This is a genomic window from Paenibacillus vini (assembly GCF_018403325.1).
Classification (GTDB): domain Bacteria; phylum Bacillota; class Bacilli; order Paenibacillales; family Paenibacillaceae; genus Fontibacillus; species Fontibacillus vini.
On the sequence record NZ_BOSL01000015.1, the window covers coordinates 40,015 to 62,774 of the forward strand.

Annotated in this window: 19 protein-coding genes and 3 tRNA genes; 8 read left to right on the top strand and 14 right to left on the bottom strand. The window is 50.4% G+C overall.

Translation table 11 applies throughout. The features are described 5' to 3' along the window. Positions 1-62: 62 nt before the first annotated feature. The 8 genes from yihA to KJS57_RS19975 all read right to left on the bottom strand — a co-directional run bounded on the left by yihA (position 63) and on the right by KJS57_RS19975 (position 10,900). Complete coding sequence (gene yihA, locus KJS57_RS19940) at positions 63-674, bottom strand: ribosome biogenesis GTP-binding protein YihA/YsxC (protein ID WP_211023270.1); 612 nt, start codon at positions 672-674, stop codon at positions 63-65. 14 nt (positions 675-688) lie between these two features. Then, on the bottom strand, positions 689-3,025 hold the full coding sequence (lon, locus tag KJS57_RS19945) for an endopeptidase La (RefSeq protein WP_213656104.1): 2,337 nt from the start codon (positions 3,023-3,025) through the stop codon (positions 689-691). Between the two features lie 117 nt (positions 3,026-3,142). Continuing rightward, complete coding sequence (gene lonB / locus KJS57_RS19950; protein WP_213656105.1) at positions 3,143-4,861, bottom strand: ATP-dependent protease LonB; 1,719 nt, start codon at positions 4,859-4,861, stop codon at positions 3,143-3,145. A gap of 235 nt (positions 4,862-5,096) precedes the next feature. Then, positions 5,097-6,215 carry a flavodoxin-dependent (E)-4-hydroxy-3-methylbut-2-enyl-diphosphate synthase gene (gene ispG, locus KJS57_RS19955; RefSeq protein ID WP_213656106.1) on the bottom strand — a complete coding sequence of 373 codons (1,119 nt, stop codon included), beginning with the start codon at positions 6,213-6,215 and terminating at the stop codon, positions 5,097-5,099. A 118-nt stretch (positions 6,216-6,333) separates the two neighbouring features. Next, complete coding sequence (clpX, locus tag KJS57_RS19960; RefSeq protein ID WP_211023279.1) at positions 6,334-7,590, bottom strand: ATP-dependent protease ATP-binding subunit ClpX; 1,257 nt, start codon at positions 7,588-7,590, stop codon at positions 6,334-6,336. Between the two features lie 12 nt (positions 7,591-7,602). Next, on the bottom strand, positions 7,603-8,193 hold the full coding sequence (gene clpP, locus KJS57_RS19965; RefSeq protein WP_211023281.1) for an ATP-dependent Clp endopeptidase proteolytic subunit ClpP: 591 nt from the start codon (positions 8,191-8,193) through the stop codon (positions 7,603-7,605). Between the two features lie 268 nt (positions 8,194-8,461). Beyond that, positions 8,462-9,868, bottom strand: a complete 1,407-nt coding sequence (gene tig / locus KJS57_RS19970; RefSeq protein WP_211023283.1) for a trigger factor — start codon at positions 9,866-9,868, stop codon at positions 8,462-8,464. A 201-nt stretch (positions 9,869-10,069) separates the two neighbouring features. Beyond that, positions 10,070-10,900: a hypothetical protein gene (locus tag KJS57_RS19975; RefSeq protein ID WP_244861641.1), complete on the bottom strand. Its 831-nt coding sequence runs from the start codon at positions 10,898-10,900 to the stop codon at positions 10,070-10,072. Between the two features lie 263 nt (positions 10,901-11,163). Here KJS57_RS19975 and KJS57_RS19980 point away from each other — a divergent pair. Further along, positions 11,164-11,237, top strand: a tRNA-Arg gene (locus KJS57_RS19980). Positions 11,238-11,611: 374 nt separating this feature from the next. On the opposite strand, the gene KJS57_RS19985 is transcribed toward KJS57_RS19980, so the two are convergent. Further along, positions 11,612-12,571 (bottom strand): L-lactate dehydrogenase, encoded by a 960-nt coding sequence (locus KJS57_RS19985; RefSeq protein ID WP_213656107.1) that lies wholly within the window; start codon positions 12,569-12,571, stop codon positions 11,612-11,614. A 199-nt stretch (positions 12,572-12,770) separates the two neighbouring features. Between KJS57_RS19985 and KJS57_RS19990 the strand changes: the two genes are divergently transcribed. Then, entirely contained in the window at positions 12,771-13,265 is a 495-nt protein-coding gene (locus tag KJS57_RS19990) for a glutathione peroxidase (protein ID WP_213656108.1), read from the top strand. A 126-nt stretch (positions 13,266-13,391) separates the two neighbouring features. Here the strand turns inward: KJS57_RS19990 and pstA are convergent, their stop codons facing one another. The 4 genes from pstA to KJS57_RS20010 form a co-directional block, all read right to left on the bottom strand. Then, entirely contained in the window at positions 13,392-14,273 is an 882-nt protein-coding gene (gene pstA / locus KJS57_RS19995) for a phosphate ABC transporter permease PstA (protein ID WP_211023289.1), read from the bottom strand. Continuing rightward, entirely contained in the window at positions 14,270-15,169 is a 900-nt protein-coding gene (gene pstC, locus KJS57_RS20000) for a phosphate ABC transporter permease subunit PstC (RefSeq protein ID WP_244861646.1), read from the bottom strand. The genes pstA and pstC overlap by 4 nt, the downstream gene beginning before the upstream one ends. Positions 15,170-15,288: 119 nt before the next feature. Continuing rightward, complete coding sequence (locus tag KJS57_RS20005) at positions 15,289-16,149, bottom strand: phosphate ABC transporter substrate-binding protein (RefSeq protein ID WP_213656109.1); 861 nt, start codon at positions 16,147-16,149, stop codon at positions 15,289-15,291. 25 nt (positions 16,150-16,174) lie between these two features. Continuing rightward, on the bottom strand, positions 16,175-17,599 hold the full coding sequence (locus tag KJS57_RS20010; protein WP_213656110.1) for a stalk domain-containing protein: 1,425 nt from the start codon (positions 17,597-17,599) through the stop codon (positions 16,175-16,177). Between the two features lie 272 nt (positions 17,600-17,871). Between KJS57_RS20010 and KJS57_RS20015 the strand changes: the two genes are divergently transcribed. The 6 genes from KJS57_RS20015 to KJS57_RS20040 all read left to right on the top strand — a co-directional run bounded on the left by KJS57_RS20015 (position 17,872) and on the right by KJS57_RS20040 (position 21,550). Continuing rightward, the gene (locus KJS57_RS20015; RefSeq protein ID WP_211023295.1) at positions 17,872-18,603 is read left to right on the top strand and encodes an ABC transporter ATP-binding protein; all 732 of its coding nucleotides are present in this window, start codon (positions 17,872-17,874) and stop codon (positions 18,601-18,603) included. Next, complete coding sequence (locus KJS57_RS20020; protein ID WP_213656111.1) at positions 18,600-19,634, top strand: ABC transporter permease; 1,035 nt, start codon at positions 18,600-18,602, stop codon at positions 19,632-19,634. The genes KJS57_RS20015 and KJS57_RS20020 overlap by 4 nt, the downstream gene beginning before the upstream one ends. Before the next feature lie 63 nt (positions 19,635-19,697). After that, complete coding sequence (locus tag KJS57_RS20025; protein ID WP_213656112.1) at positions 19,698-20,366, top strand: TetR/AcrR family transcriptional regulator; 669 nt, start codon at positions 19,698-19,700, stop codon at positions 20,364-20,366. 149 nt (positions 20,367-20,515) lie between these two features. Further along, positions 20,516-20,893 carry a PilZ domain-containing protein gene (locus KJS57_RS20030; protein WP_213656113.1) on the top strand — a complete coding sequence of 126 codons (378 nt, stop codon included), beginning with the start codon at positions 20,516-20,518 and terminating at the stop codon, positions 20,891-20,893. 79 nt (positions 20,894-20,972) lie between these two features. Further along, positions 20,973-21,046: transfer RNA gene (locus tag KJS57_RS20035), tRNA-Gly, on the top strand. Between the two features lie 75 nt (positions 21,047-21,121). Then, the gene (locus tag KJS57_RS20040) at positions 21,122-21,550 is read left to right on the top strand and encodes an EamA family transporter (protein WP_213656114.1); all 429 of its coding nucleotides are present in this window, start codon (positions 21,122-21,124) and stop codon (positions 21,548-21,550) included. Positions 21,551-21,947: 397 nt separating this feature from the next. Here the strand turns inward: KJS57_RS20040 and KJS57_RS20045 are convergent. Beyond that, positions 21,948-22,021 (bottom strand) — tRNA-Arg (locus tag KJS57_RS20045). Positions 22,022-22,760: the final 739 nt, after the last annotated feature.

The window sequence follows — 22,760 nt, forward strand, 5'->3', positions numbered from 1 at the left end:
TTTCCTGCCGATCATTCTTCAAATCCCTTCTCGATCCATCGATTCAGGCTATTTCCTCCTGTTTATTCCAATGTCTCGTCCAGACTATCCGGGAAAGCAAACGAGGAAATCGCGGACCAAAGTTCATCCCGACCCATGCCTTCCTCGGACGAAAACATAATGATTTGATCACCTGCGCGCAGGACTAGCGCCTCCCTGATGACTTTCAAATGCTTTTGCCACCGGGATTTCGGAATTTTATCGGCTTTTGTAGCGACTACGCATACAGGAAGATCATAGTGCTTTAGCCAATCGTACATCAATTCGTCGTCCTTTGAAGGCGGATGCCGTAAATCGATCACGAGCAGGACAAGCCGAAGCGTCTCGCGCTCCAGCAAGTACTTCTCGATCATCTTGCCCCATACCTCGCGCTGTGTTTTGGATACCTTGGCATAGCCGTACCCCGGAAAATCGACAAAGTAGACCTCATCATTAATGCGGTAATAGTTCAAATGCTGGGTTTTCCCGGGGGTCGAGCTTGTCCGGGCCAAATTTTTGCGGTTGATCATGCGGTTGATCAGTGAGGATTTCCCCACGTTGGAACGCCCTGCCAGAGCAACTTCCGGCAAGGCGTCCTCAGGATATTGACTGGGTCCAACCGCACTGATCACAAACTCTGCGTTGGTTATTTTCATCGTTACGATCCTCTCTATTGCAGTCCGGATTGTTCCACAAGCGCATGCTCCAGCACCTGATCCATATGGGATACCGGTACAAAAACCACGTCTTCCTTCACACTGTCCGGAATGTCGCGCAAATCGCGCTCATTGTCTTTCGGCAGCAGTATTTTTTTGTAGCCCGCCCGGTGAGCGGCGAGCGATTTCTCCTTCAATCCGCCGATTGGCAGCACCCGGCCGCGTAACGTAATTTCGCCGGTCATCGCAATGTCCTTCGATACATGCCGGCCCGTCAATGCCGAGATGAGGGCCGTCGCAATCGTAATGCCGGCCGATGGGCCGTCCTTCGGAATTGCGCCTTCGGGGATATGAATATGGATGTCATTTTTTTCGTAAAAGTCCGTAGATATGCCAAGCTCCGACGCCTTGGAGCGTGTATAGCTGAACGCCGCCTGCGCGGATTCCTTCATGACATCTCCGAGCTTCCCGGTCAAAATCAGCTTGCCGCTGCCCGGAACGACGGTGACCTCGATCACCAGCGTTTCTCCGCCGACCTCGGTCCAGGCCAGCCCGGTTACCGTACCGATCTGATCTTCCAGTTCGGCTATGCCGTAGCGGAATTTCGGTACTCCCAAATAATCCTTGATATCTTCGGGACCGATCTCTATCCGCTCCAAACCTTCGGAGACAACCTTCTTCGCAGCCTTACGGCAAAGCGCGGCGACCTGCTGCTCCAGATTCCGCACCCCGGATTCACGGGTGTATTCCCGGATCGTTCGCAGAAGGGCATCCTCGCCGATTACTAGCTGTTCCGACTCCAACCCATGCTCCCGTTTTTGCTTCGGAAGCAGATAACGGGTTGCGATTTGCAGCTTCTCCAGCTCCGTGTAACCCGGGATATAAAGCATCTCCATCCGGTCGAGCAATGGACGCGGAATGTTATGCACCGCATTGGCGGTCGTAACGAACATGACGTTCGACAAATCAAACGGCACTTCAATAAAGTGATCGCTGAACGTGTTGTTCTGTTCGGGATCGAGCACTTCAAGCAAGGCCGACGAAGGGTCGCCGCGGAAATCGGAGGCCATCTTGTCGATCTCATCCAGCAGGAAGACCGGATTCAAGGTGCCCGCCGTCTTCATTCCCTGAATAATGCGGCCCGGCATCGCACCGACATAGGTGCGGCGGTGTCCGCGAATTTCGGCCTCATCCCTTACGCCGCCCAGGGAAATCCGGACGAATTCCCGGCCCAGCGAACGGGCGATGGAACGAGCCAGCGAGGTTTTACCTACCCCCGGAGGACCAACCAGGCAAAGAATCGGACCCTTCAGCTTCTTGACCAGCTTCTGAACGGCCAAATACTCAAGAACGCGTTCCTTAGGCTTATCAAGTCCGTAGTGGTCTTCATTCAACACCTGCTCGGCTTTAGCCAGATCGAGGTCATCCTCGGTCTTATTGTCCCAAGGCAAGCTGAGCAACCAATCCACATAGTTCCGGATGACTCCGCCCTCGGCGGAACTTGCCGGCATTTTCTCCAGCCGGTCAATTTCCTTTTGCGTCTTCTCGCGCACTTTCTCAGGCAGATTTTTTTCTTCGAGCTGGGCCCGAAGTTCCTCTACCTCGCCGGCGCGCCCTTCCTTCTCGCCAAGTTCCTTCTGGATCGCCTTCATCTGTTCGCGAAGGTAATATTCCTTCTGCGTCTTCTCCATCTGCTTCTTGACGCGCTGGCTGATTTTCCGCTCAAGCTCAAGCACTTCACGCTCATTATTCAAAATATCAAGCAGCTTCTCAAGCCGCATTCTGACATCAATCGTCTCCAGAATCTCCTGCTTATCCTTGATCTTGAGAGATAAATGACTGGTGATCACATCCGCCAGCCGGCCTGCCTCTTCGATGTCCGATACCGCAGCAAGCGTCTCCGGAGTCACTTTCTTGGATAAATTGATATAATGTTCGAATTGGGTAAGCACCGTGCGCATCAGAGCATCCACTTCCGGATCGAGAGAATCTTCCTCCGGCCGCTCCTCCGCGATTACCTCGTAATATTCTTCATTGACCAAATATTCCACGATTTCGGCGCGCTCCATGCCTTCCACCAGCACTCGAATCGTGCCGTTCGGAAGCTTTAGCATCTGCCGGACCTTCGCTACGGTACCGATACGAAAAATATCTTCCTGGGTCGGCTCTTCAATGTTCACTTCGGATTGAGAACAGAGGAGAATCAGATTGTCATCGACCATCGCCTTTTCCAGCGCCTTCACAGACTTTTCCCGGCCTACGTCTAAATGCAGCACCATACTAGGGTAGACGAGAAGGCCGCGCAAGGGCAGCAAAGGAAAACGACGGCCTTTGGATTTATGGGCTCCCATCGCTTTCGCACCTCCAAACGTTCTCGTTAGATATCATTCCTATTTTAGCAAATGTTACATGAAAACACCAATGAAGAGCGGCTGCTCAAGTGGCAGCCGCCCAAGTAAAACACGACGTTACATCACTCCGCCCGATGGGGGAGATTCCGCATGGAGGAAGGAAGCCGGGGCCGGAGCGGGCGCAAACAGCTCTCCGCCTGCGATTAATCCAAAGTCCTTCTCCGCTTCTTCTCCAAATACGTGCAGGAACACTTCTCCCACGGATTCGACCGGAATGACCCGCAGTCCTTCCAGCCCTTCGAATAGGCTTTGCCAATTATCCTTCGGAATCAGCACCGTCGTGGCTCCAGCCTGAAAGGCAGCTTCCACTTTGGCGACAACCCCGCCGACCGGCTTCACTTTGCCGTGGATTCCGATTTCTCCGGTCATTGCGACGCGGTGATCGACCGGAATCCGTTTGATCGCCGAGGCGATTGCCGTCGCAATGGCCAGCCCGGCGGACGGTCCGTCGATCGGCGTCCCTCCGGGAAAGTTGATATGGATGTCATACCCTGACGGGTCGAGTCCGATTCGCTTCAAAACGGTCAGCACATTTTCAACAGAGCCTTTGGCCATGCTCTTGCGCCGCAGCGTGCGGCTGCCGCCGCCGATTTCTTCCTCATCGACCACGCCGGTGATGTTGTAGATTCCTTTTCCTTTCTCTACTGGGACCGCCGTAGCCTCGATCTCAAGCAGCGTCCCCATATTGGCGCCGTACACCGCCAGCCCGTTCACTACCCCGATTTCAGGCTGTGTCGGAATTTTACGGTCCGGACGCGGAGTCAGCTGACTGCTGGTCGCTACCCATTCGAGATCGGCTGCAAGCAGATGATCCCGTTTTTCCGTCAGTGCAAGACCGGCAGCCAATTGAACCATATTGACCGCTTCGCGGCCATTCGTCGCATATTTCTTAATAACGTCAACGGCTTCCGGACAAGGCTGAAATCCGATTCGCTTCACGGCGTCTTCAGCAATTTGCGAGATTTCCTCTGGCAGCAACGGCCTAAAGTAGATCTCCATGCAGCGCGAACGAAGCGCGGGCGGAATTTCCTGCGGCGACCGGGTTGTCGCACCGACTAATCTGAAATCCGCAGGCAGCCCGTTCTGGAAAATATCATGAATATACGCCGGTGTGCCGGTATCTTCCGAATTGTAATAGGCGCTTTCCAGGTACACTTTACGGTCTTCCAGCACCTTCAGCAGCTTATTCATCTGAATGGAATGCAGTTCACCGATTTCATCGATGAACAAAATCCCGCCATGAGCCTTTGTAACGGCCCCTGGCTTCGGCTGCGGGATCCCCGCCACGCCCATGGCCCCGGCTCCCTGATAAATCGGGTCATGCACGGACCCGATAAGCGGATCCGCAATGCCGCGCTCATCAAACCTGGCGATCGTAGCATCGATCTCCATGAACTTCGCCTCGGCTTTGAACGGAGAAGCCGGGTTCTTCTTGGCTTCTTCCATGACTACCCTGGCCGCGGCGGTTTTACCGACCCCAGGGGGGCCGTAAATGATGACATGCTGCGGATTGGCACTGCAGAGTGCGGCCTTTAACGCGCGAAGCCCGTCCTTTTGACCAACGATATCGGTCAATGAAGCGGGACGCGTTCGCTCCGCAAGCGGCTTGGTAAGCGATATCGCCCTCAGCTTGCGCAGTTTCTCCATTTCCTTGCGCGATTCTCGGTCTACCGCCGTACGGTTCCCTTTTTGGCTGCGCAGTTGATTCCAGAAATACATCCCGATCACTACGCCAAAAAATAATTGAACGGACATCAGAATAACACTCAATTCCATTGTCACAGAGCCTCCCCACTTTAACTGATACTTGGTAGTATAGCCTTTTCGCTCCATCATAAAACGGGGAGTTTGAAAGTGAACGGGGTATGTCACAAATTTTCTGCTTCGTTGAGTCCGTCGCCTACCCTAAGAAACCATCGCCCTTGCCATAAATACAAAAAAACTGCAGGCCGTATATAGAATACAGCCTGCAGTTCCATTTCACGCATATTAATATGCGAATCCATCCATATTAGTTACTCGGTACCGCCCGATGCTCTTTGCGGCCGGGAATCTCTCCCGTCGCTTCGTAAACCTCGACGATATGATCGATTTCCTTTTTCAGCTCGGAGAGCAAATCCGCTTCCGGTACTTTACGGATCATCTCTCCGTAACGGAACAGAAGGCCTTCTCCCCGTGCACCCGCGATACCGATGTCGGCTTCGCGAGCCTCGCCGGGACCATTTACGGCGCAGCCCAGCACCGACACTTTAATCGGCACCTTCAGATTCGAGATATAATCTTCCACCTCGTTGGCGATAGAGAACAAATCGATATCAAGACGCCCGCAAGTAGGACAGGAAACCAGGGTAGCCGCATTCGTAATCAATCCGAATGTCTTTAACAGCTCGCGAGCTACCTTCACTTCCTCCACCGGATCCGCACTGAGCGAAATGCGCAGCGTAGAACCGATCCCCATGGACAGCAGCGCTCCGATTCCTGCTGCGCTCTTAACAGTACCGGAGAACAGCGTTCCGGCTTCCGTAATCCCAAGGTGCAGCGGATATGGAATGACCTCAGCAGCCTTGCTGTAAGCGGCGATGGCCATCGGCACATCCGAAGCCTTCAGCGAGACGATGATGTCATGGAAATCCAATTCCTCCAAAATACCGATATGGAAAAGAGCGCTCTCCACCATCGCTTCAGGAGTCGGATAACCGTATTTCTCCAACAGGTGATTCTCCAGAGAACCTGCATTAACGCCGATTCGGATCGGAATCCCGCGCTCCTTGCAAGCTTTTACTACAGCTTCAACCTTTTCACGGCGACCGATGTTACCCGGATTGATCCGGACCTTGTCGATTCCGTTCTCAATGGCCATTAAGGCCAATTTATAGTTAAAATGAATATCAGCGACGAGTGGAATATGGATCTGCTTCTTGATCTCTTTGATTGCTGCCGCCGCTTCCTCATTATTTACCGTCACACGTACCACCTGGCAGCCGGCTTCCTCTAAACGGTGAATTTCCGCCACCGTAGCGGCAACATCCGCCGTTTTGGTCGTACACATACTCTGGATGATCACTTCATTACTTCCGCCGATCGTCAGATTCCCGACCTTGACCGGCCGCGTATCTTGTCTCAGGAACATTTCAGGTCTCCCCCATAACGCCAAAGCTCCACCCCTGCATAAAGAGGTCGAAAAAAGAACCTCTTTGTTGCAAAGATGGAGATTTCGGCATTTATTTTGTCGCGGATTCGGCTAAGCCTTACGCGCTCTCTTCTTGTTTCTTGTCTTTTTTGTCCTCTAGCTCAGGCACCGTTTTCTCTTGAACGACCTTTTCGGTAATAACGCAATCCGTAATGTCGTCGCGGGAAGGCACCTCATACATCACATCCAGCATAATGCCTTCGATGATGGCCCGAAGTCCGCGGGCGCCGGTGTTACGTTTGATCGCTTCGCGGGCGATCGCTTCCAGCGCTTTCGGTTCGAACTGGAGATTCACGTTGTCCAGCTCAAGAAGCTTTTGATACTGCTTCACCAAAGCATTCTTCGGCTCGGCCAGAATGCGGACCAAAGTCTTCTCGTCCAATGGCTCCAATGTCGAGATAACCGGCAAACGACCGACGAATTCGGGAATCAAACCGAATTTCAGCAAGTCTTCCGGCAATACCATCGACAAGTATTCGCCTGGTTTCAAATCCTTTTGTCCATCGCTGACGGCGTTGAAGCCGATGACCTTTTTACCGATCCGGCGTTTGATCATCTGCTCCAGGCCGTCAAAGGCACCGCCACAAATAAACAAAATGTTCGTCGTATCGATTTGAATAAATTCCTGGTGAGGGTGCTTGCGTCCGCCTTGCGGAGGAACGGAAGCAACTGTACCTTCCAGAATCTTCAGGAGAGCCTGTTGTACGCCTTCCCCGGAAACGTCGCGGGTGATGGATGGATTTTCCGACTTGCGCGCCACTTTATCGATTTCATCGATATAAATAATGCCGCGTTCCGCCTTCTCCACATCATAATCGGCAGCTTGAATCAGCTTCAGCAGGATGTTCTCTACGTCTTCACCGACATAACCGGCTTCCGTAAGGGAAGTCGCATCGGCAATCGCAAACGGCACATTCAAAATTTTAGCCATCGTCTGCGCTAACAGCGTCTTACCGGAACCCGTAGGTCCAAGCAAGAGAATGTTACTCTTTTGCAGCTCGACGTCTTCGATTTTGCTTTGTGTATTTACGCGCTTGTAATGGTTGTAAACGGCAACGGAAAGAGACTTTTTCGCCTGTTCCTGCCCGATTACGTATTGATCCAGAATGTCGCGGATTTCCTTCGGCTTCGGAATCTCTTTCAGATCGAGCTCCTCTTCATGGCCGAGTTCCTCTTCCACGATTTCCGTGCACAATTCGATACATTCGTCGCATATATAAACGCCCGGTCCGGCAACGAGTTTCCGGACTTGTTCCTGCGATTTGCCGCAGAACGAGCATTTCAACTGTCCTTTTTCGTCGTTGAACTTAAACATGTAAACACCCCTTTAAGATTTAATGGGCTTGTTGATGACCTGGTCGATGATCCCGTAGGCCTTAGCCTCTTCCGCGCTCATAAAGAAATCGCGATCCGTATCGCGCTGAATTTTTTCAAGGGGTTGACCCGTCCGGTCCACATAGATCTGATTCAGCTTCTCACGTGTCTTGATAATCCAATCGGCATGAATTTTGATATCCGCCGCTTGACCTTGAATTCCTCCGAGCGGCTGATGAATCATCACTTCGCTGTTTGGAAGCGCGTAACGCTTGCCGGGAGCGCCTGCCGTAAGCAAAAGCGAACCCATGCTGGCAGCCATACCCATGCAGATGGTCGACACATCAGGTTTGATATATTGCATCGTATCATATATACCCATCCCGGCAGTAACAGAACCACCTGGAGAGTTAATGTACAGATGAATGTCTTTTTCCGGATCTTCCGCGGCCAAAAACAACAATTGGGCAATCACGAGATTGGCTACGTCATCGTCAATCGCGTTGCTGAGAAAAATAATGCGATCCTTGAGCAGTCTCGAATATATATCGTAAGACCGTTCTCCCCGGTTAGTTTGTTCTACGACCATAGGTACCAGACTCATGTGACCAACCTCTTTTCTTTTTTGAAATTTCTTATGCCCAAACATATTTTATCACGTTCAAAGGCGCATGTCATTTTTCACACATTACAGTTTATGTCCTTGGGAATACAATATGTAACCGGAGGTTTGTCCGGATAACCACTTGGAAATAATTGTATGTCGAAAAGTGAAAAATTAAGGCACGCATTTTATATATACGTGCCTTAACATTTGCTTGTGTTATTACTCCGCGAGTTGCTCGAGCACGGAATGACAATTTTTCTACGTCTTACTTATCTTCAGCTGCAGTTTCTTCCTCTGCTTTTGGCTCGGCTTTAGCTGCTGCTTTTTTTGTTGTTTTCTTGGCTGGTTTTTCGGATTCTTCCGATTTCTCAGCTTTTTCTGCTGGAACTTCTTTCGCGTTCTCGATCAGGAATTGAATCGTTTTGCGAAGAAGCACATCCTCATTCAAGCTGCCCAGGGAACCGTTAGCGGCAAGAATGTTACGGATTTCTTCAGGGCTGCGTTTGTAAGCATCGGCCATATCCTGAAGCTCTTTGTTGATTTCTTCTTCCGTAGCTTCGATCTTCTCGGCTTTGGCGATTTGCTCCAGAACCAGGTTGTTGCGTACGCGTTTCTCGGCATCGTTCGTCATCTGACCTTGCAGGTCTTCAATCGTTTGGCCGGAGAAACCAAGGAACATATCCAGGTTCATGCCTTGAGCACGAAGACGGTTGTCGAAATCGCGAACCATGTTTTGAACTTCGCTATCGATCATAGCTTGCGGAATTTCAACTTCTGCGTTTTCGCCGATTTTGTCGACGAGTACGCGCTCGCGTTCTGCTTCGCCTTCTTTTTCCTTACGGGATTGCAATTGTTTCTTCAGGTCTTCTTTATACTCGTCCAAAGTGTCGAATTCACTAACATCTTTAGCAAACTCATCGTCCAGTTCAGGAAGCTGTTTGCGCTTGATTTCGTGAACTTTTACTTTAAATACCGCTTCTTTACCTGCCAATTCTTCAGCATGGTAAGTTTCCGGGAAAGTAACGGTTACGTCCTTGAAGTCGCCTGTTGCAAGACCCACAACTTGCTCTTCAAACCCAGGAATGAAAGTGTTGCTGCCAAGTTCGAGCGAGTAACGCTCAGCTTTGCCGCCTTCAAATGGAACGCCGTCTACGGAACCGTCGAAGTCAATTACGACAGTATCTCCGTTTTGTGCAGCTTCTTCGTCGATGACAACGAGTTCAGCATGACGCTCTTGCATACGAGTAAGCTCTTCGCTCAGTTCTTCTTCGCTGACTTCAACGTCAGTTGCAGGAACTTCGATTCCTTTGTAATCGCCAAGCTTCACTTCAGGTTTAACAGTTACTTTGGCTTTAAATTTGAAAGCTTGTCCTTTTGCGAATTGTTCTACGTCCACTTCCGGGCGGTCTACCGGGAAAATATCAGTTTGATCAACCGCTTCAGTATAAACTTCAGGAAGCAAAATATCGATGGCGTCTTGGTACAAGCTTTCCACGCCGAAGCGGGACTCAAAAATAGCCCGAGGTACTTTACCCTTACGGAATCCAGGTACGTTTACTTTCTTTACTACTTTTTGAAAAGCTTTATCCAGTGCAGCGGTAACACGTTCCGCTTCCACTTCGACCTCGAGTACGCCGAGGTTCTTCTCTATTTTTTCCCAAGTTGCTTTCATTTTATGCCTTCCCCTCCAAATTTCACTATACTTAAAATACTGAAACCGAATCGCGCGATAAAGCAGCTACCTTGGTTTCAGTATAGCTGTCTTAGTCCACGTTCAGAATAACCACTACATTATAAACAACAATACAGCTTTTTACAAGGCCCGTTCCATGGCATCGCAGCCGCATTATAGGATATTTTTCAAAAAAATAGTTTAACCGTTGGCGCCGGCCGCCACGAATTGGCGCATGGAGCGGTACGCCTGCTCGTAACGAAGACGCAGGCTGTCCGTAATTCCATATAGATTGCGCAGCTCCTCGTCACCGATTCCGCCGGGCAGGCTGTCGGCCACCGTTTGATGCAGCGCCGCCGCCCAGATGTCGATCATGGCTTCCTCTTCGACCAGCAGCGATTTGTAATCCATCGTTCCATAGATTGCCATTACAAATTGAGTCCACAGCTCCTGTGCAAAATAAAACAGAGTCGGATCATGCACCTGCGTCTGGTCCCCAACCCGCTCCAAAACAGTCTGAACCGGCTGCGGAAATTCTTCCGGCCTGATCGGCACCGTTTCAATCTCGATCTCTACATGCTCGCCGGAACGAAAAAACCGTATCAAGCCTTGAGTCCCCCTGCGTCGCAGCGTTTGCAAAACCCGGTATTGCAGCAGAGGATGCAATTCTGTGCTTTGCAGCCAGCCGATGAGCGCCTCGTCAACTTCCGGCTTGTCCAGATAGGACAATTGCTCCAAGGCCAGAAACGTGTGCTCGGACATCGGTTTCTCCATAACCGTATGAAGAAGCTTGTCGGCGTAATTTACATCTTCCGCAAGCTTTGCTTCAACATGCTGCCTGGCCATGGATTCCTCGCCTTCTTCATCGTCCTCGTAACCGCCGGATTCACTCCCCTGCAGCATGGGAAAAGCATCGGTCAGCCAGTCCAGCAAAGCCTGCCATTCTTCGTAAAGCCTCGGGTCCTGTCCCTGGCATTGCAGCAAAAATTGAAGGAGCTCCGAAGCTTCAGAATAACGCTCCGTCTCCAGCATCCTAGTTAGCTCTATTTGATAAAAATCCAAAGTTTTTGGAAATAAAACAACGTTGTTGTCATTCTCGCTCTGATGATTACCGCTAATAATGGGGCCTCCCTTCGTCCGGTCTAATTCATTTGAGATTATAGCATAGAGAATATAGAAGACAAAAATCAGTCTTCAATTGTACTTCTCCGTCCAAGATAGCAATTAACCTATTGCATATACTATCTGACTGTGATAATATATTTTTTGCTTCTGTTTTTTGTTTTATATGTCATGTCCCAGTAGCTCAGCTGGATAGAGCAACGGCCTTCTAAGCCGTCGGTCGGGGGTTCGAATCCCTCCTGGGACGTAAATAAGAGCCGGTTCATTGCGAACCGGCTTTTTTTCGTCCCTGGGGGTGAGAACCCCTCAGGGGTTCGTCGGAGCGAGGCTATCCGCGTTTAGCAGGATGGGCCGAGCGGAGGCTCGCGCTGGGGCGAAATCGCCCTATTGGATATTTCCAATGAAGATGGGTACTTTCAGCCTATTTTTCACCGTTAATTGGAATTATCCAATGACAAGCTCAGATTAAATATATAAACTGTGATTCTCCGCAGAATTCATTGGAAATATCCAATGAAGGTCCTTACAAGTCTAAAAAAGAAGCTGCCCCATTGGAAATATCCAATTGACAGCTTCTAACCGCCACCAGCTACTAACTGTATTTATCAGCACAACCGGCAGTTATTCACCCTTCCGGGGAAGATCCTGAATGGCGCTTCGCAATATGGAACAGGAATCGTCGAATTTCTGTTGCTCCTCATCTGTCAAATTGAGCTCCACCACTTCCTGGATGCCGCCTTCTCCGATGATAGCCGGGACGCCGGCGCAAACGCCGCTTTGTCCGTACTCGCCTTCGAGAATGGCGGAAATGGCGATAATCTTATGTTCATCATTCAGAATGGAACGTACGATGTAGGCGAGCGCATTCCCTATTCCAAACTGAGTGTTGCCCTTCCGCGTGAAAATCTCCCATCCCGCATCCTTCGTTTTGCGCGCGATCTCGTTAAGATCCACATCTTTGAAACGTTCCTTATGCTGGTCAAGGATTTGCAATATCGGCTTCCCGCCGATCGTAACGTGGGACCAGGCCACAAATTGCGACTCGCCATGCTCTCCTAGCGCATACCCGTTTACGCTGCGGGGGTCGATGGAGAAAACGTCGGACAACAGGGTTTTCAATCGCGCCGAGTCCAGAGAGGTTCCTGTGCCGATCACTTTGTGACGAGGAAGTCCGGAAGCCTCACGTACAATATAAGTCACGATATCCACCGGATTCGCGGCCACGACAAACACGCCGTCAAAACCGCTGCTCATGATCCGGGATACGATGTCCGAGGTGATTTTTTTCGCGTCCTCCAGTACATCCAGTCTCGTTTGCCCCGGCTTTGGATTGGAGCCGGCGGTCAGTACGACTACGTCGACATCCCTGCAATCCTCCAGATTACCGGCATGGACTTTTGTCCGGGTGGAAGTGAAATCCATGCAATGCGATAAATCCAGCGCCTGGGCCACCGCGCGGTCATAGGTCCGATCCACCATCATGATCTCATCGCAGATGGACTGATTGATCATCGAATATGCACAGGCCGCCCCGACGAGACCTGACCCCACGATAGTCACTTTTCTTGATTTCCTGGCCATCTTCCCGCCTCCATTTTCAACCGGTTCCGATTTCTATTTCAAAAGAATATCTTCCTAAATTATAACCGGAATCGACATACGTACTCCAATGATTTACTTTCATATTTTTTACACTTTTAAGTCTATTTCACGCCAAATTGAGTTTCGTCCTACTAATCAGTTAAAATTGAAGATATTACATAAAAATGGAGGCGATAGAATGAGTCAATCGATACATAATTTCCAAGTAAATACCATCGACGGAAAAGAAACCACGCTCGAGCCGTACAAAGGTCAGGTTCTGCTGATTGTCAACACGGCCAGCGCCTGCGGACTGACCCCGCATTACAAAGGGCTGCAGCACCTATACAGCACTTATAAGGATCAGGGCTTCACCGTGCTCGGTTTTCCCTGCAACCAGTTCGCCGGGCAGGAGCCCGGGACTGAGGAAGAGATTAAAAACTTCTGCGACTTGAACTATCAGGTAACCTTCCCGATGTTCAGTAAAATCGACGTGAAGGGCGAAAACGCTCATCCGTTATACAACTATTTGGTAGAAAACACCCCTGAGCCTTACCGTACAGGCGATATCGAGTGGAACTTCGTCAAATTCCTCATCGACCGTCAAGGCAATATCATCAAACAGTACAGTGCCCGCACCGAGCCGGAAGCATTGGAAAAAGACATCCGCCAGCAGTTGCAAAAAGCAGAATAACATGCCGGAAAGTATCATTGTGGTCCCACAGATCCCATAAGTCTCACAACCCTGAACAAATAAAAAACCGCTGTATTGCAAGAGAGGGTAACCATCCCCCGCCACTTGCGAATACAGCGATTTTTTTTAGCGTTTTAACTTCCGGTTGTTAAACCAAAGCGGCACGCGGAATAACAGATTGATCAGCAGCACCACGAAAACCAGCACCGCTGCGGACTTATCCGCAATCTGACGGGCATCCTCCACGATTGCCTCGGAGTTGACATACCAAAGATGGACCGCCAACGTCTCGCCCGGCGAGAATAAATTGAAGTCCCACATCTCACCGGATGTACTAAGGCCTGCTGTCAAAATAATGACAGCCGATTCCCCAAAAGCCCGCCCGGCCACAAGACAGATGCCGGTGACAATACCATCCATCGCCACAGGCAGAACGACGGACCGGATCACCTCGAACTTCGTCGCGCCGAGCGCATACGAAGCGTTACGAAGATCGTCCGGAACCGCCCGGACGGCTTCCTCCGTTACCCGTGCCAGCATCGGCAGATTAAGAAAAGCAAGGCTTACCGCGCCGCCCAGAATCGTCAGACCGATGCCGAGCAGCTCGGCGAAGATCGCTAAGCCCAATAGGCCGAAGACGATGGACGGAACGGAGGACAGCGACTCGACGCAGATGCGAAGCACTTCCGTAAACCGATTCTTCGGTGCATATTCGGCCATATAAATGCCGGCCCCTACCCCGATCGGGATAGAAATGATTAACGACAAGATCAGCACGTAGAAGGAATTGAACAGCATGGGGCCGATACCGCCGCCAGGATCGATTTCTTCGGGGAGCTTGGTCAGGAAAGACAGAGTAATTCCCGGTAATCCCTTCCCCAAAATCGTGAACAAGAGCCAAAAAATCAGGAGCAGTACCAGCGCGCCGAGCCCGTAAAAACAAGCCGTTGCGATCCGGTCCAATCGCAGAGCGCGAATCTGTTTTCTTGATGCGCTAAACCGGTTCATGATTCAGCCCCTCCCTTTCTTCCAAGGTATCGGATAACCAGAATGAGCGCGAAGGAAATGAGGAGCAGCAGGAAAGCCATCATATGCAGAGCGTAATTCCATGCCGAATCAAACTCGACGTTCGAGATTTGCATCACGATATTGCTCGTCAGCACTGATGAGGGCGTAAATAATGTTTTAGCCAACTGAGGCGTATTTCCGATCACCATAACTACGGCCATGGTTTCCCCGATGGCCCGAGTCATCCCGAGAATCACCGCGGCCACGATCCCCCGGCCGGCCGCCGGCAAGACAACCCTGAAAATGACCTGAAGACGGGTTGACCCAAGCGCATAGGCGGCCTCGCGGTATTTTTTCGGGACGGCTCCGATCGCATCGTCGCTAATTCGGCTGATCGTCGGCAAAATCATGATCGTCAGCACGATGGCGGCCGCCAACAAGCCGTCCCCTAATCCTTCGCCGCTCAGTTCACGCAGGAATGGAAGCAGGACGGTTAATCCGAGATAACCGTAGACGATCGAGGGTATGCCCACGAGCAGATCCAGAACGGGCCGGATGGCCTTTTTCATCCATTTCGGCGCAATCTCCGCCATAAGAATTGCAAGCCCAACGGAAATGGGAACAGCCATAATCAAAGTCAGCAAAGTTAAAGACAGCGTATTTAAAATAAACAGAGCGGCTCCGAATCGCCCCTCTTCCGGCGTCCAGTCCAGCGAGAAGAAGAACTCGGCCGGAGAAACGTCCCCGAACACAAGAATCGCTGTTCTTCCTATAAAGAAGATAACCAGTGCCAGAACGGCACAAAGAGTCAAAATGCTGAACAAAAAGTAATTTTTAAAAAGCTTGTTTAAAAAAAACGCCTTGTTAAACCGTCTGGTCCTACGGCGATTGGGCATAGGAGCCGAGTCTGCGCCCTCCAGGTTGCCGGCTTGATGAACTGGCATGCTCACGATAGTTTCCTCCCATACAGCGGCCAGCCCCGAAGTTCAGGGCTGGCCGGGTTACGATAACAAGATTATTTCATGGCGGAGATCGGAATGAATTTGAGCTTTTTCAGAGAGCTTTCTTGGAATTTTTTGCTTTGCACGTATTCGATAAACGCTTTGGTCGCCCCGGTTGGCTCACCCTTGGTCATGTAGTAACCGTAGGACCAGATTTTGTATTTGCCGTTAATGACGTTTTCGGTAGTCGCCGCAACGCCGTCATGTTTCACAGCTTTAATGTCGCTGCCGCTGATGTACGTAAGGTCGATGTAACCGATCGAATTCGGAGTCGTTGCCACAGCTGTCTTCATGTCGCCGCTGGATCCGACTTCTTTGTAGTTCTTTTCTTTTTTCACGATGTCGCCGCCGCCCAGCGCTTTAGCCTGGTAATTGACGCGCGTGCCGGAACCGAAGGAACGGGTGATTACCACAATGTCCTCATCTTCTCCGCCAACGTCCTTCCAGTTCGTAATTTTGCCGGAATAGATGCCCTTAAGCTGCTCGGTGGTCAAGTTGTCGACTTTTACGCTTTTGTTTACGATCGTGGCAAACGGAATGACGGCGACCTTGTTGGCCACTTGACCGTCGAACGCTTTAAATCCGGGCACATCAACGCTGGCATCCCAGTCGCATGCTCCGATATCGGCGATTCCTTTCTTTACGGCCTGCGGGCCGGTAACGGAACCTTTCCCGCTGGCAGAGATTTTAACCTTCGGATGGAGTTTTTGGAATTCCTTTCCCGCCTGCAAAGTGAGCGGCAGTAATGCTGTCGAACCATTGATGGTGATTTTACCTTTCAAAGTGTCTTTGGCTCCGGCCGTACCCGCGATCGCCGATGATAGTAATAAAGCAGACGCTACTGTGAGCAATGATAATTTTTTAAATAATTTCATGGATGATTCTCCTCCCGATTTCGGTCTATTTGGTTAATTCCATTCCTTTGCCGTCCTGTACCAGCACAACTTTGCCTTCGGAAATCAACGCGATGGCCCCAGTTTTGGAAACCGTTAATTCGGTGACATCTTTATCCGTACTGTACAGTTCGGTTTTAGCGCCCGATGAAGCCACTTCATATACCTTACTGCCGTTGTCCGACGCTGCCAGCACGAATAGTTTGCCTCCCGACACCACAGCCGAGACGACATCCAAATCAGCCGCCAAATCCGTTACGTTATTTCCGTCCGCAGAAACGACCTTCAGCACGCTGTTCTGAATCACGCCATCCGGATCGGCGCTTACGTAAATGGCTCTGCCGTCCGCCAGCAGGGAAAGGTACAGCTTATTGTAACTATCCTTGGTCAACTGACGAGGCTTGGAATCTTTGGTGGCAAGGTCCAGCGAGAACACTTGAGTACCGGCGTTGGAATAGTCGATTTTAAGCGACTCCTCCGTGCCTTCTTTATCCGTTTCAGCTTTTCCCGTCACTTGTACGAAATAGATCACTTTTTTTCCATCTTCACTAACCTGTACGCCGGATTTGTTCTCCACTTTATCCGCCAGCACCTCGGTCACTTTGCCTGTATCCACGCTTATGTATGCAATCTTCTCCTGTTTGTCCCCTTGGATAAAATAAATGCTCTTCCCGTCCTTGGACCAGAACAGGTCCGTCTTCACCGAAGTATCTTTACCGAGCTGCTTCACCAGCCCGCTAACCGTATTCAGCAAATAAAGTCCGCCGCTCTCACTCGTAAAGGCAGCCTGGGATCCATCCGGGGATACTACCGCTCCGACCGCATTTTCATTTGAAGAAAAGACTTCATATCGGCCACCCGAATCCAGCTTGATCAATTGCGGCACTTCTCCATCCTCTTTCGCGGCAATCACGTTCCCTGCGGCATCAAAAAACGGCAGATCAAATTGTCCGGACAAGCGGCCTACACTAAGAAGTCCCTTTGAAGGCAGCAGTTCTCCGCCCAACGCTTCAACTACAGACGACAGTTCGACGTAAACCGTTCCGCCAATTTGTTGCGGGGCCGTTCCGAATTGCCCGGTTTCTCCGTTTACACTGTAATCCTTGGAGCCGATTTTAAGGCTTAATTCGTACTGTTGGGATGCATCCTTGATAACCAAACTGCCTCCGCTAAGCTTGATATCGGCGCCCAAAGCGTTTGCCAGATCCCGTAGCGAGTAAAGCGTTGTTTTCCCGGATGTCACTGCTTTAACGGAGACTTGAGTACCATCGACGGTAAGTTTAACGGTTACCGTTTTGCTTTGGGCAACTGTTGCTTTGGTCCCCGCATTCCCGGCTTTTGTACTGACGGCGGCTCCCGCGGTACCGACTGCCGTGGCTGAGGCCAATAGAGCCATTGTTAGAACCATACCGAGCATTTTACTGTTTTTCATTCGGTTCACCCTTTTTTTATGATTTTGTGTCCGGGTCCCGCAAAGTACGAGATCTGCAGTCGAGAATTTATGTTACTTTGTGGGGTGATGAATAGGTATATTGTGCTATGCCTTGATTGTCGTACAGAATTGTTAATTCAATTCTCCGGGATTGTAATACTTTGTAAAATATTTAAAAAAATCATCTCTTTCATTTACATTTAGCGTGCTTAAGCATATATTAACAGTGAGTACTCACTCATTTTTATGAACACAACTTAGGAGGCTGCTAAATGTCTCATAATGAATCAGTTATTCAAGCGACCCATGTCGGTAAACGTTTCGGAAAGAAAATGGTTTTGAACGATATTTCGCTCGAAGTCCGGCCGGCAGAGACGTTCGGTTTGCTTGGCCCTTCGGGGTCCGGTAAAACCACGCTAGTCAAGCTGCTGACAGGGATTGATACCGTCAGTTCAGGCGAGGTCCGCATATTCGGGACGGTCATGCCCAAGCTGAGCATGCTTCGTCAAATCGGATATATGGCGCAATCCGATGCGCTTTACACCGAGCTAAGCGCTCTCGAGAATCTCGAGTTTTTTGCGGCTCTTTACGGAATGAAAGGTCCTCGGCGCAAAATCAGGATCAGAGAAGTCATGGAGATCGTCGCCCTTGGCGATGATTTGCACAAAAGAGTGGATCAATATTCAGGAGGTATGAAACGAAGATTGTCGCTGGCGATCGCTTTGCTGCATGAGCCTCCGCTGCTCGTCCTCGACGAGCCGACCGTCGGCATCGATCCTCTGCTGCGGCAGTCGATCTGGAGCGAGTTAAAGGCCTTGAATGCCAAAGGCACCACGATTCTCATGACTACGCATGTAATGGACGAAGCGGAGAAATGCGACCGCCTCGGCATGATCCGAAACGGCGCTCTTCTCGCTGCCGATACACCGTCCGCCCTCATCTCGCAGGCCGGCAAACAAACAATCGAAGAAGCATTTATTTACTACGGAGGTGGAGAGTCATGAAAATTTGGGCAATCATGTTACGCATTCTTCGTCAATTTCGCCGTGATAAACGGACGCTGGCCCTCATTTTCATTGCTCCACTCGTAGTATTAACCTTAATGCACCTGGTATTTAACGGGAAAGATTATGAACCGAACCTGGGTATCGTCCAGATCCCCGCCCCTTTAGTCACAAGCCTGGAAAAACAGGGAGCCACGATTTTTACTTATGAGGACAAGGAGAGAGCAGATCAGGCACTCGACGAACGAAAGATAGATGCGATAATCACCCAGTCAGGAAACGGGCTGGACGTTAAGCTGGAAGGAAGCGAACCGACTGTAAACAAATCCGTACTAATGCTTTTGCAAAAGGTGTCAAGAGAGCTTCAGCCGGATGTGAACGGAGCCGCAGATAAGATGAATGTTTCCTATCTTCATGGATCGGAAGATATGACGAGCATCGACCAGTTCGGACCGATCTTGATCGGATTTTTCGTATTCTTCTTCGTCTTTCTTATCGCCGGGGTGTCCTTCCTGCGCGAACGTACAACCGGAACACTAGAGAGACTTCTCTCCACCCCGATCAAACGCTGGGAGCTGGTGGTCGGATATGTCGGCGGTTTCGGCATCTTCACGGTATTTCAGGCACTCCTGATCTCATGGTTCTGTATCCAAGTGCTCGGGATCCTCATGGCCGGTTCCTTTGCCTTCGTCTTGCTGCTGACACTGCTTTTGTCGATGACCGCTTTAACCCTCGGGACATTGCTGTCTGCGTTTGCCAACAACGAGCTTCAGATGATTCAGTTTATTCCGCTCATTATTGTTCCTCAGCTCTTCTTATCGGGTCTTTTTCCGTTGGAAACTCTTCCGGAATGGCTGCAGCAGCTAAAAATTGTTATGCCACTAACCTACGGGACCGAGGCGCTCAGTGAGGTAATGATTCGGGGCAAGGGATGGGATACGATTGCAGGGAACATATTCGTTCTGATCGGTTTCTCGCTTGTGTTCATGCTGCTGAATGTGCTCGCCTTGCGCAAACACCGCAAGATTTGAATAGATCCCTCCCCCTTATGTTAATATGAGGTAACAATAGTCATTTGCAGGAGGAATCAAGTTATGCCGCAGCAGGAACCCGTGGAGCCCGTCGATCAGTGGATTCAGGAAATCGTTAAAATGAGCGACGAAAAAATGACCGAAAAGCAGCTCAGAATCGTGCAAGCCGCCGTGGAGGTATTTGCCGAGAAGGGATACGCCTCTTCCTCCACCAGTGAAATCGCCCAGAAAGCGGGAGTGGCTGAGGGAACGATTTTCCGGCATTACAAGACGAAAAAGGAGCTTCTGATCTCCATCGTTTCCCCCATGATGAGCAAGCTGCTTGCCCCCTTTGTCTTGAACGAATTTAAAGAGGTGCTGGAGACCGACTACCCTACGCTGGAGGACTTCCTGTACGCTGTTGCTGTCAATCGCATGAATTTTGCCCGTAAGCACCTCAAAATCATCAAAATTATGCTGCAGGAAATTCCGTTCCAGCCCATGCTCCAGAAAGAATTCAAGCAGCATATCGGAACCAGGGTATTCAAGCGCTTCACGGAAATTATTGAACATTTCAAAGCTAAGGGAGAGGTCGTCGACCTGCCTACCCCTGCCTTGCTTCGTTTTGCCTCGACGGCCATGATCGGTTTGTTTATTACCCATTTCCTGGTGATGCCGGGAGCTCCTTGGGATGAGGAACAGGAAATCCGTCATACGATCACTCTGATCATGAACGGCATGGCCGCGAAATAATATATAAAGGCGTGACCTGAGAAGAAATTATCCTTCAGTCACGCCTTTTGACTTTTTGTTCATTAAATGGGGCGATAGATTCATGTCCAAATCCCCTCTTTTCGCGTATAATCGGAATATCTTGCCTTTTGGAGGTTCAATAACCAGTCATGAATTCCCGCAGAAACGAACCGTTTCGTTATACGATCAACCCGCCTATGACTTGTTGGATCGAGATTAAATCCATCGATCTCAAACCGGTCAACAGCAAACTGGCTGAGGCTGAACTGATTGATATCAGCAAGTCCGGCTGCCGGATACAGACCGGCCTTAATCTTCATGCCGCCGAGCATTCGATCGGTGCCGCGGTCCATTTTCAACTGAGTGAAGAGAGCTACACTTTTCCCGGAGAAATTCGCTGGCAGAACCCTCATGGGCCCGAGTCGTTTCACTATGGCTTATCCTTGCAGCTGACGGTAGAGGAGAAGGAAAAAATTAATGTCGAATTGCGGGCATTAGCTGCCGCAAGGCGAATCGTAGTCATGTAGTGGGCGATTGACGAATTCGGACGGAGAACGGAATACTTGATCTTTTTACTCCGTATGATATAATATTTAAGTCGCTTATGCGGGTGTAGTTCAATGGTAGAACGCCAGCTTCCCAAGCTTGAGGCGAGGGTTCGATTCCCTTCACCCGCTCCATATTACATAACATCAACCCTTTGGATTCCAAAGGGTTTTTCTATATTTATATCTCGAAAGGAGTTGTTTAACCAAATGCCGCTTTGGCTAATTTATGCGTTATTATCCGCCGTGTCCGCCGCACTGGTAGCGATTTTCGGTAAAATCGGATTGCAGCACATCGATGCCAACGCCGCCACGGCCATCCGGGCCGTCATCATGGCGCTATTCCTGCTTGGCGTAGTTGCCGTGCAGGGCAAGTTTACGCAGCTGGCGGACATCATGGCGCAGAAAAAGGCGCTCTCGTTTATCTTCTTGAGCGGTATTGCCGGCGCATTATCCTGGTTGTTTTATTTTCTCGCGCTGAAGTACGGAAAAGTATCCCAGGTCGGCCCGATCGACAAACTGAGCGTAGTCATCGCCGTGATCCTGGCCTTCGTGTTCCTCGGCGAGAAGATTTCCTGGACCGCCGCAGCCGGCGTCGTCCTGATCGCGGCCGGAGCGCTGCTCGTCGCGATTAAATAGCGGGTACGGCGGAGGCCTTGCCTGGGCGAACCCCTTGTAGGGGTTCTCACCCCCAGGGACGAAAAAAGCCGGTTCGCAATGAACCGGCTCTTGACTACGTCCCAGGAGGTGTACTCGCGCTTCGGCGCGAGACTCCGCTCAGCCTTTTCCGTGGTGCACGGTTGGCCTTGCTACGACGAACCCCTTGGAGGGGTCCTCACCCCCAGAGACGAAAAAAGCCGGTTCGCAATGAACCGGCTCTTGACTACGTCCCAGGAGGTGTACTCGCGCTTCGGCGCGAGACTCCGCTCAGCCGTTTCCGTGGTGCACGGTTGGCCTCGCTCCGACGAACCCCTTGTAGGGGTTCTTATCCCCAGGGACGAAAAAAGCCGGTTCGCAATGAACCGGCTCTTGACTACGTCCCAGGAGGGATTCGAACCCCCGACCGACGGCTTAGAAGGCCGTTGCTCTATCCAGCTGAGCTACTGGGACATACAGTATGTAAAAAAAGGATGCGTTAATTATTATAACGCATCCTTTGGTTTTTTCAAAGAGGATTATTTTGACGATTTTTAACATCGTCTGGAAGAAAGCGACGAACAGGTTGGTGTTTAACACTGTGTCCTGGCATATATGGCTAAATGGCGTTTGGAATTCAGATGCGATCAATGGTAGGAGATTTAACGGACATGGTGGACCTTAAATCGGCTGATTTGGTCCATTTTGATTTCTAACGGACACAGGAGACGCTATTATCGGGAATTTTCCATGCCAAGTTACTTTTTAAGCCAATTAAGGCCTCTGATGTCCGTTAGATTGCAAAACCAACCTTTTTCCCGAGTTTAAGGTCTCTGGTGTCCGTTAGACATTCCCGGTCCGTTCTGTCTGCCAAGTAACTAACTTTGCTGATATGGTCATACATGCTGACCGATTACTCTTATATGCCGCACCATGCCACAGTACTCTAAACCACGGTGTACCAACCCAGCCACGTAATAGTTTAAGTTAGTTAATGCGAGGTAACACGCAGCTAGATAGATCGGCTCTCGGATGCGATCGTATAGTAGAAGATTTAACGGACATGGGAGACCTTAAATCGGCTGATTTGGTGCATTTGGATTTCTAACGGACACAGGAGACGCTATTACCGAGAATTCTCCATTCCAAGTTACTTTTTGAGCCAATTAAGGTCTCTGATGTCCGTTAGGTTGCTAAACTGCCCATTTTCCCG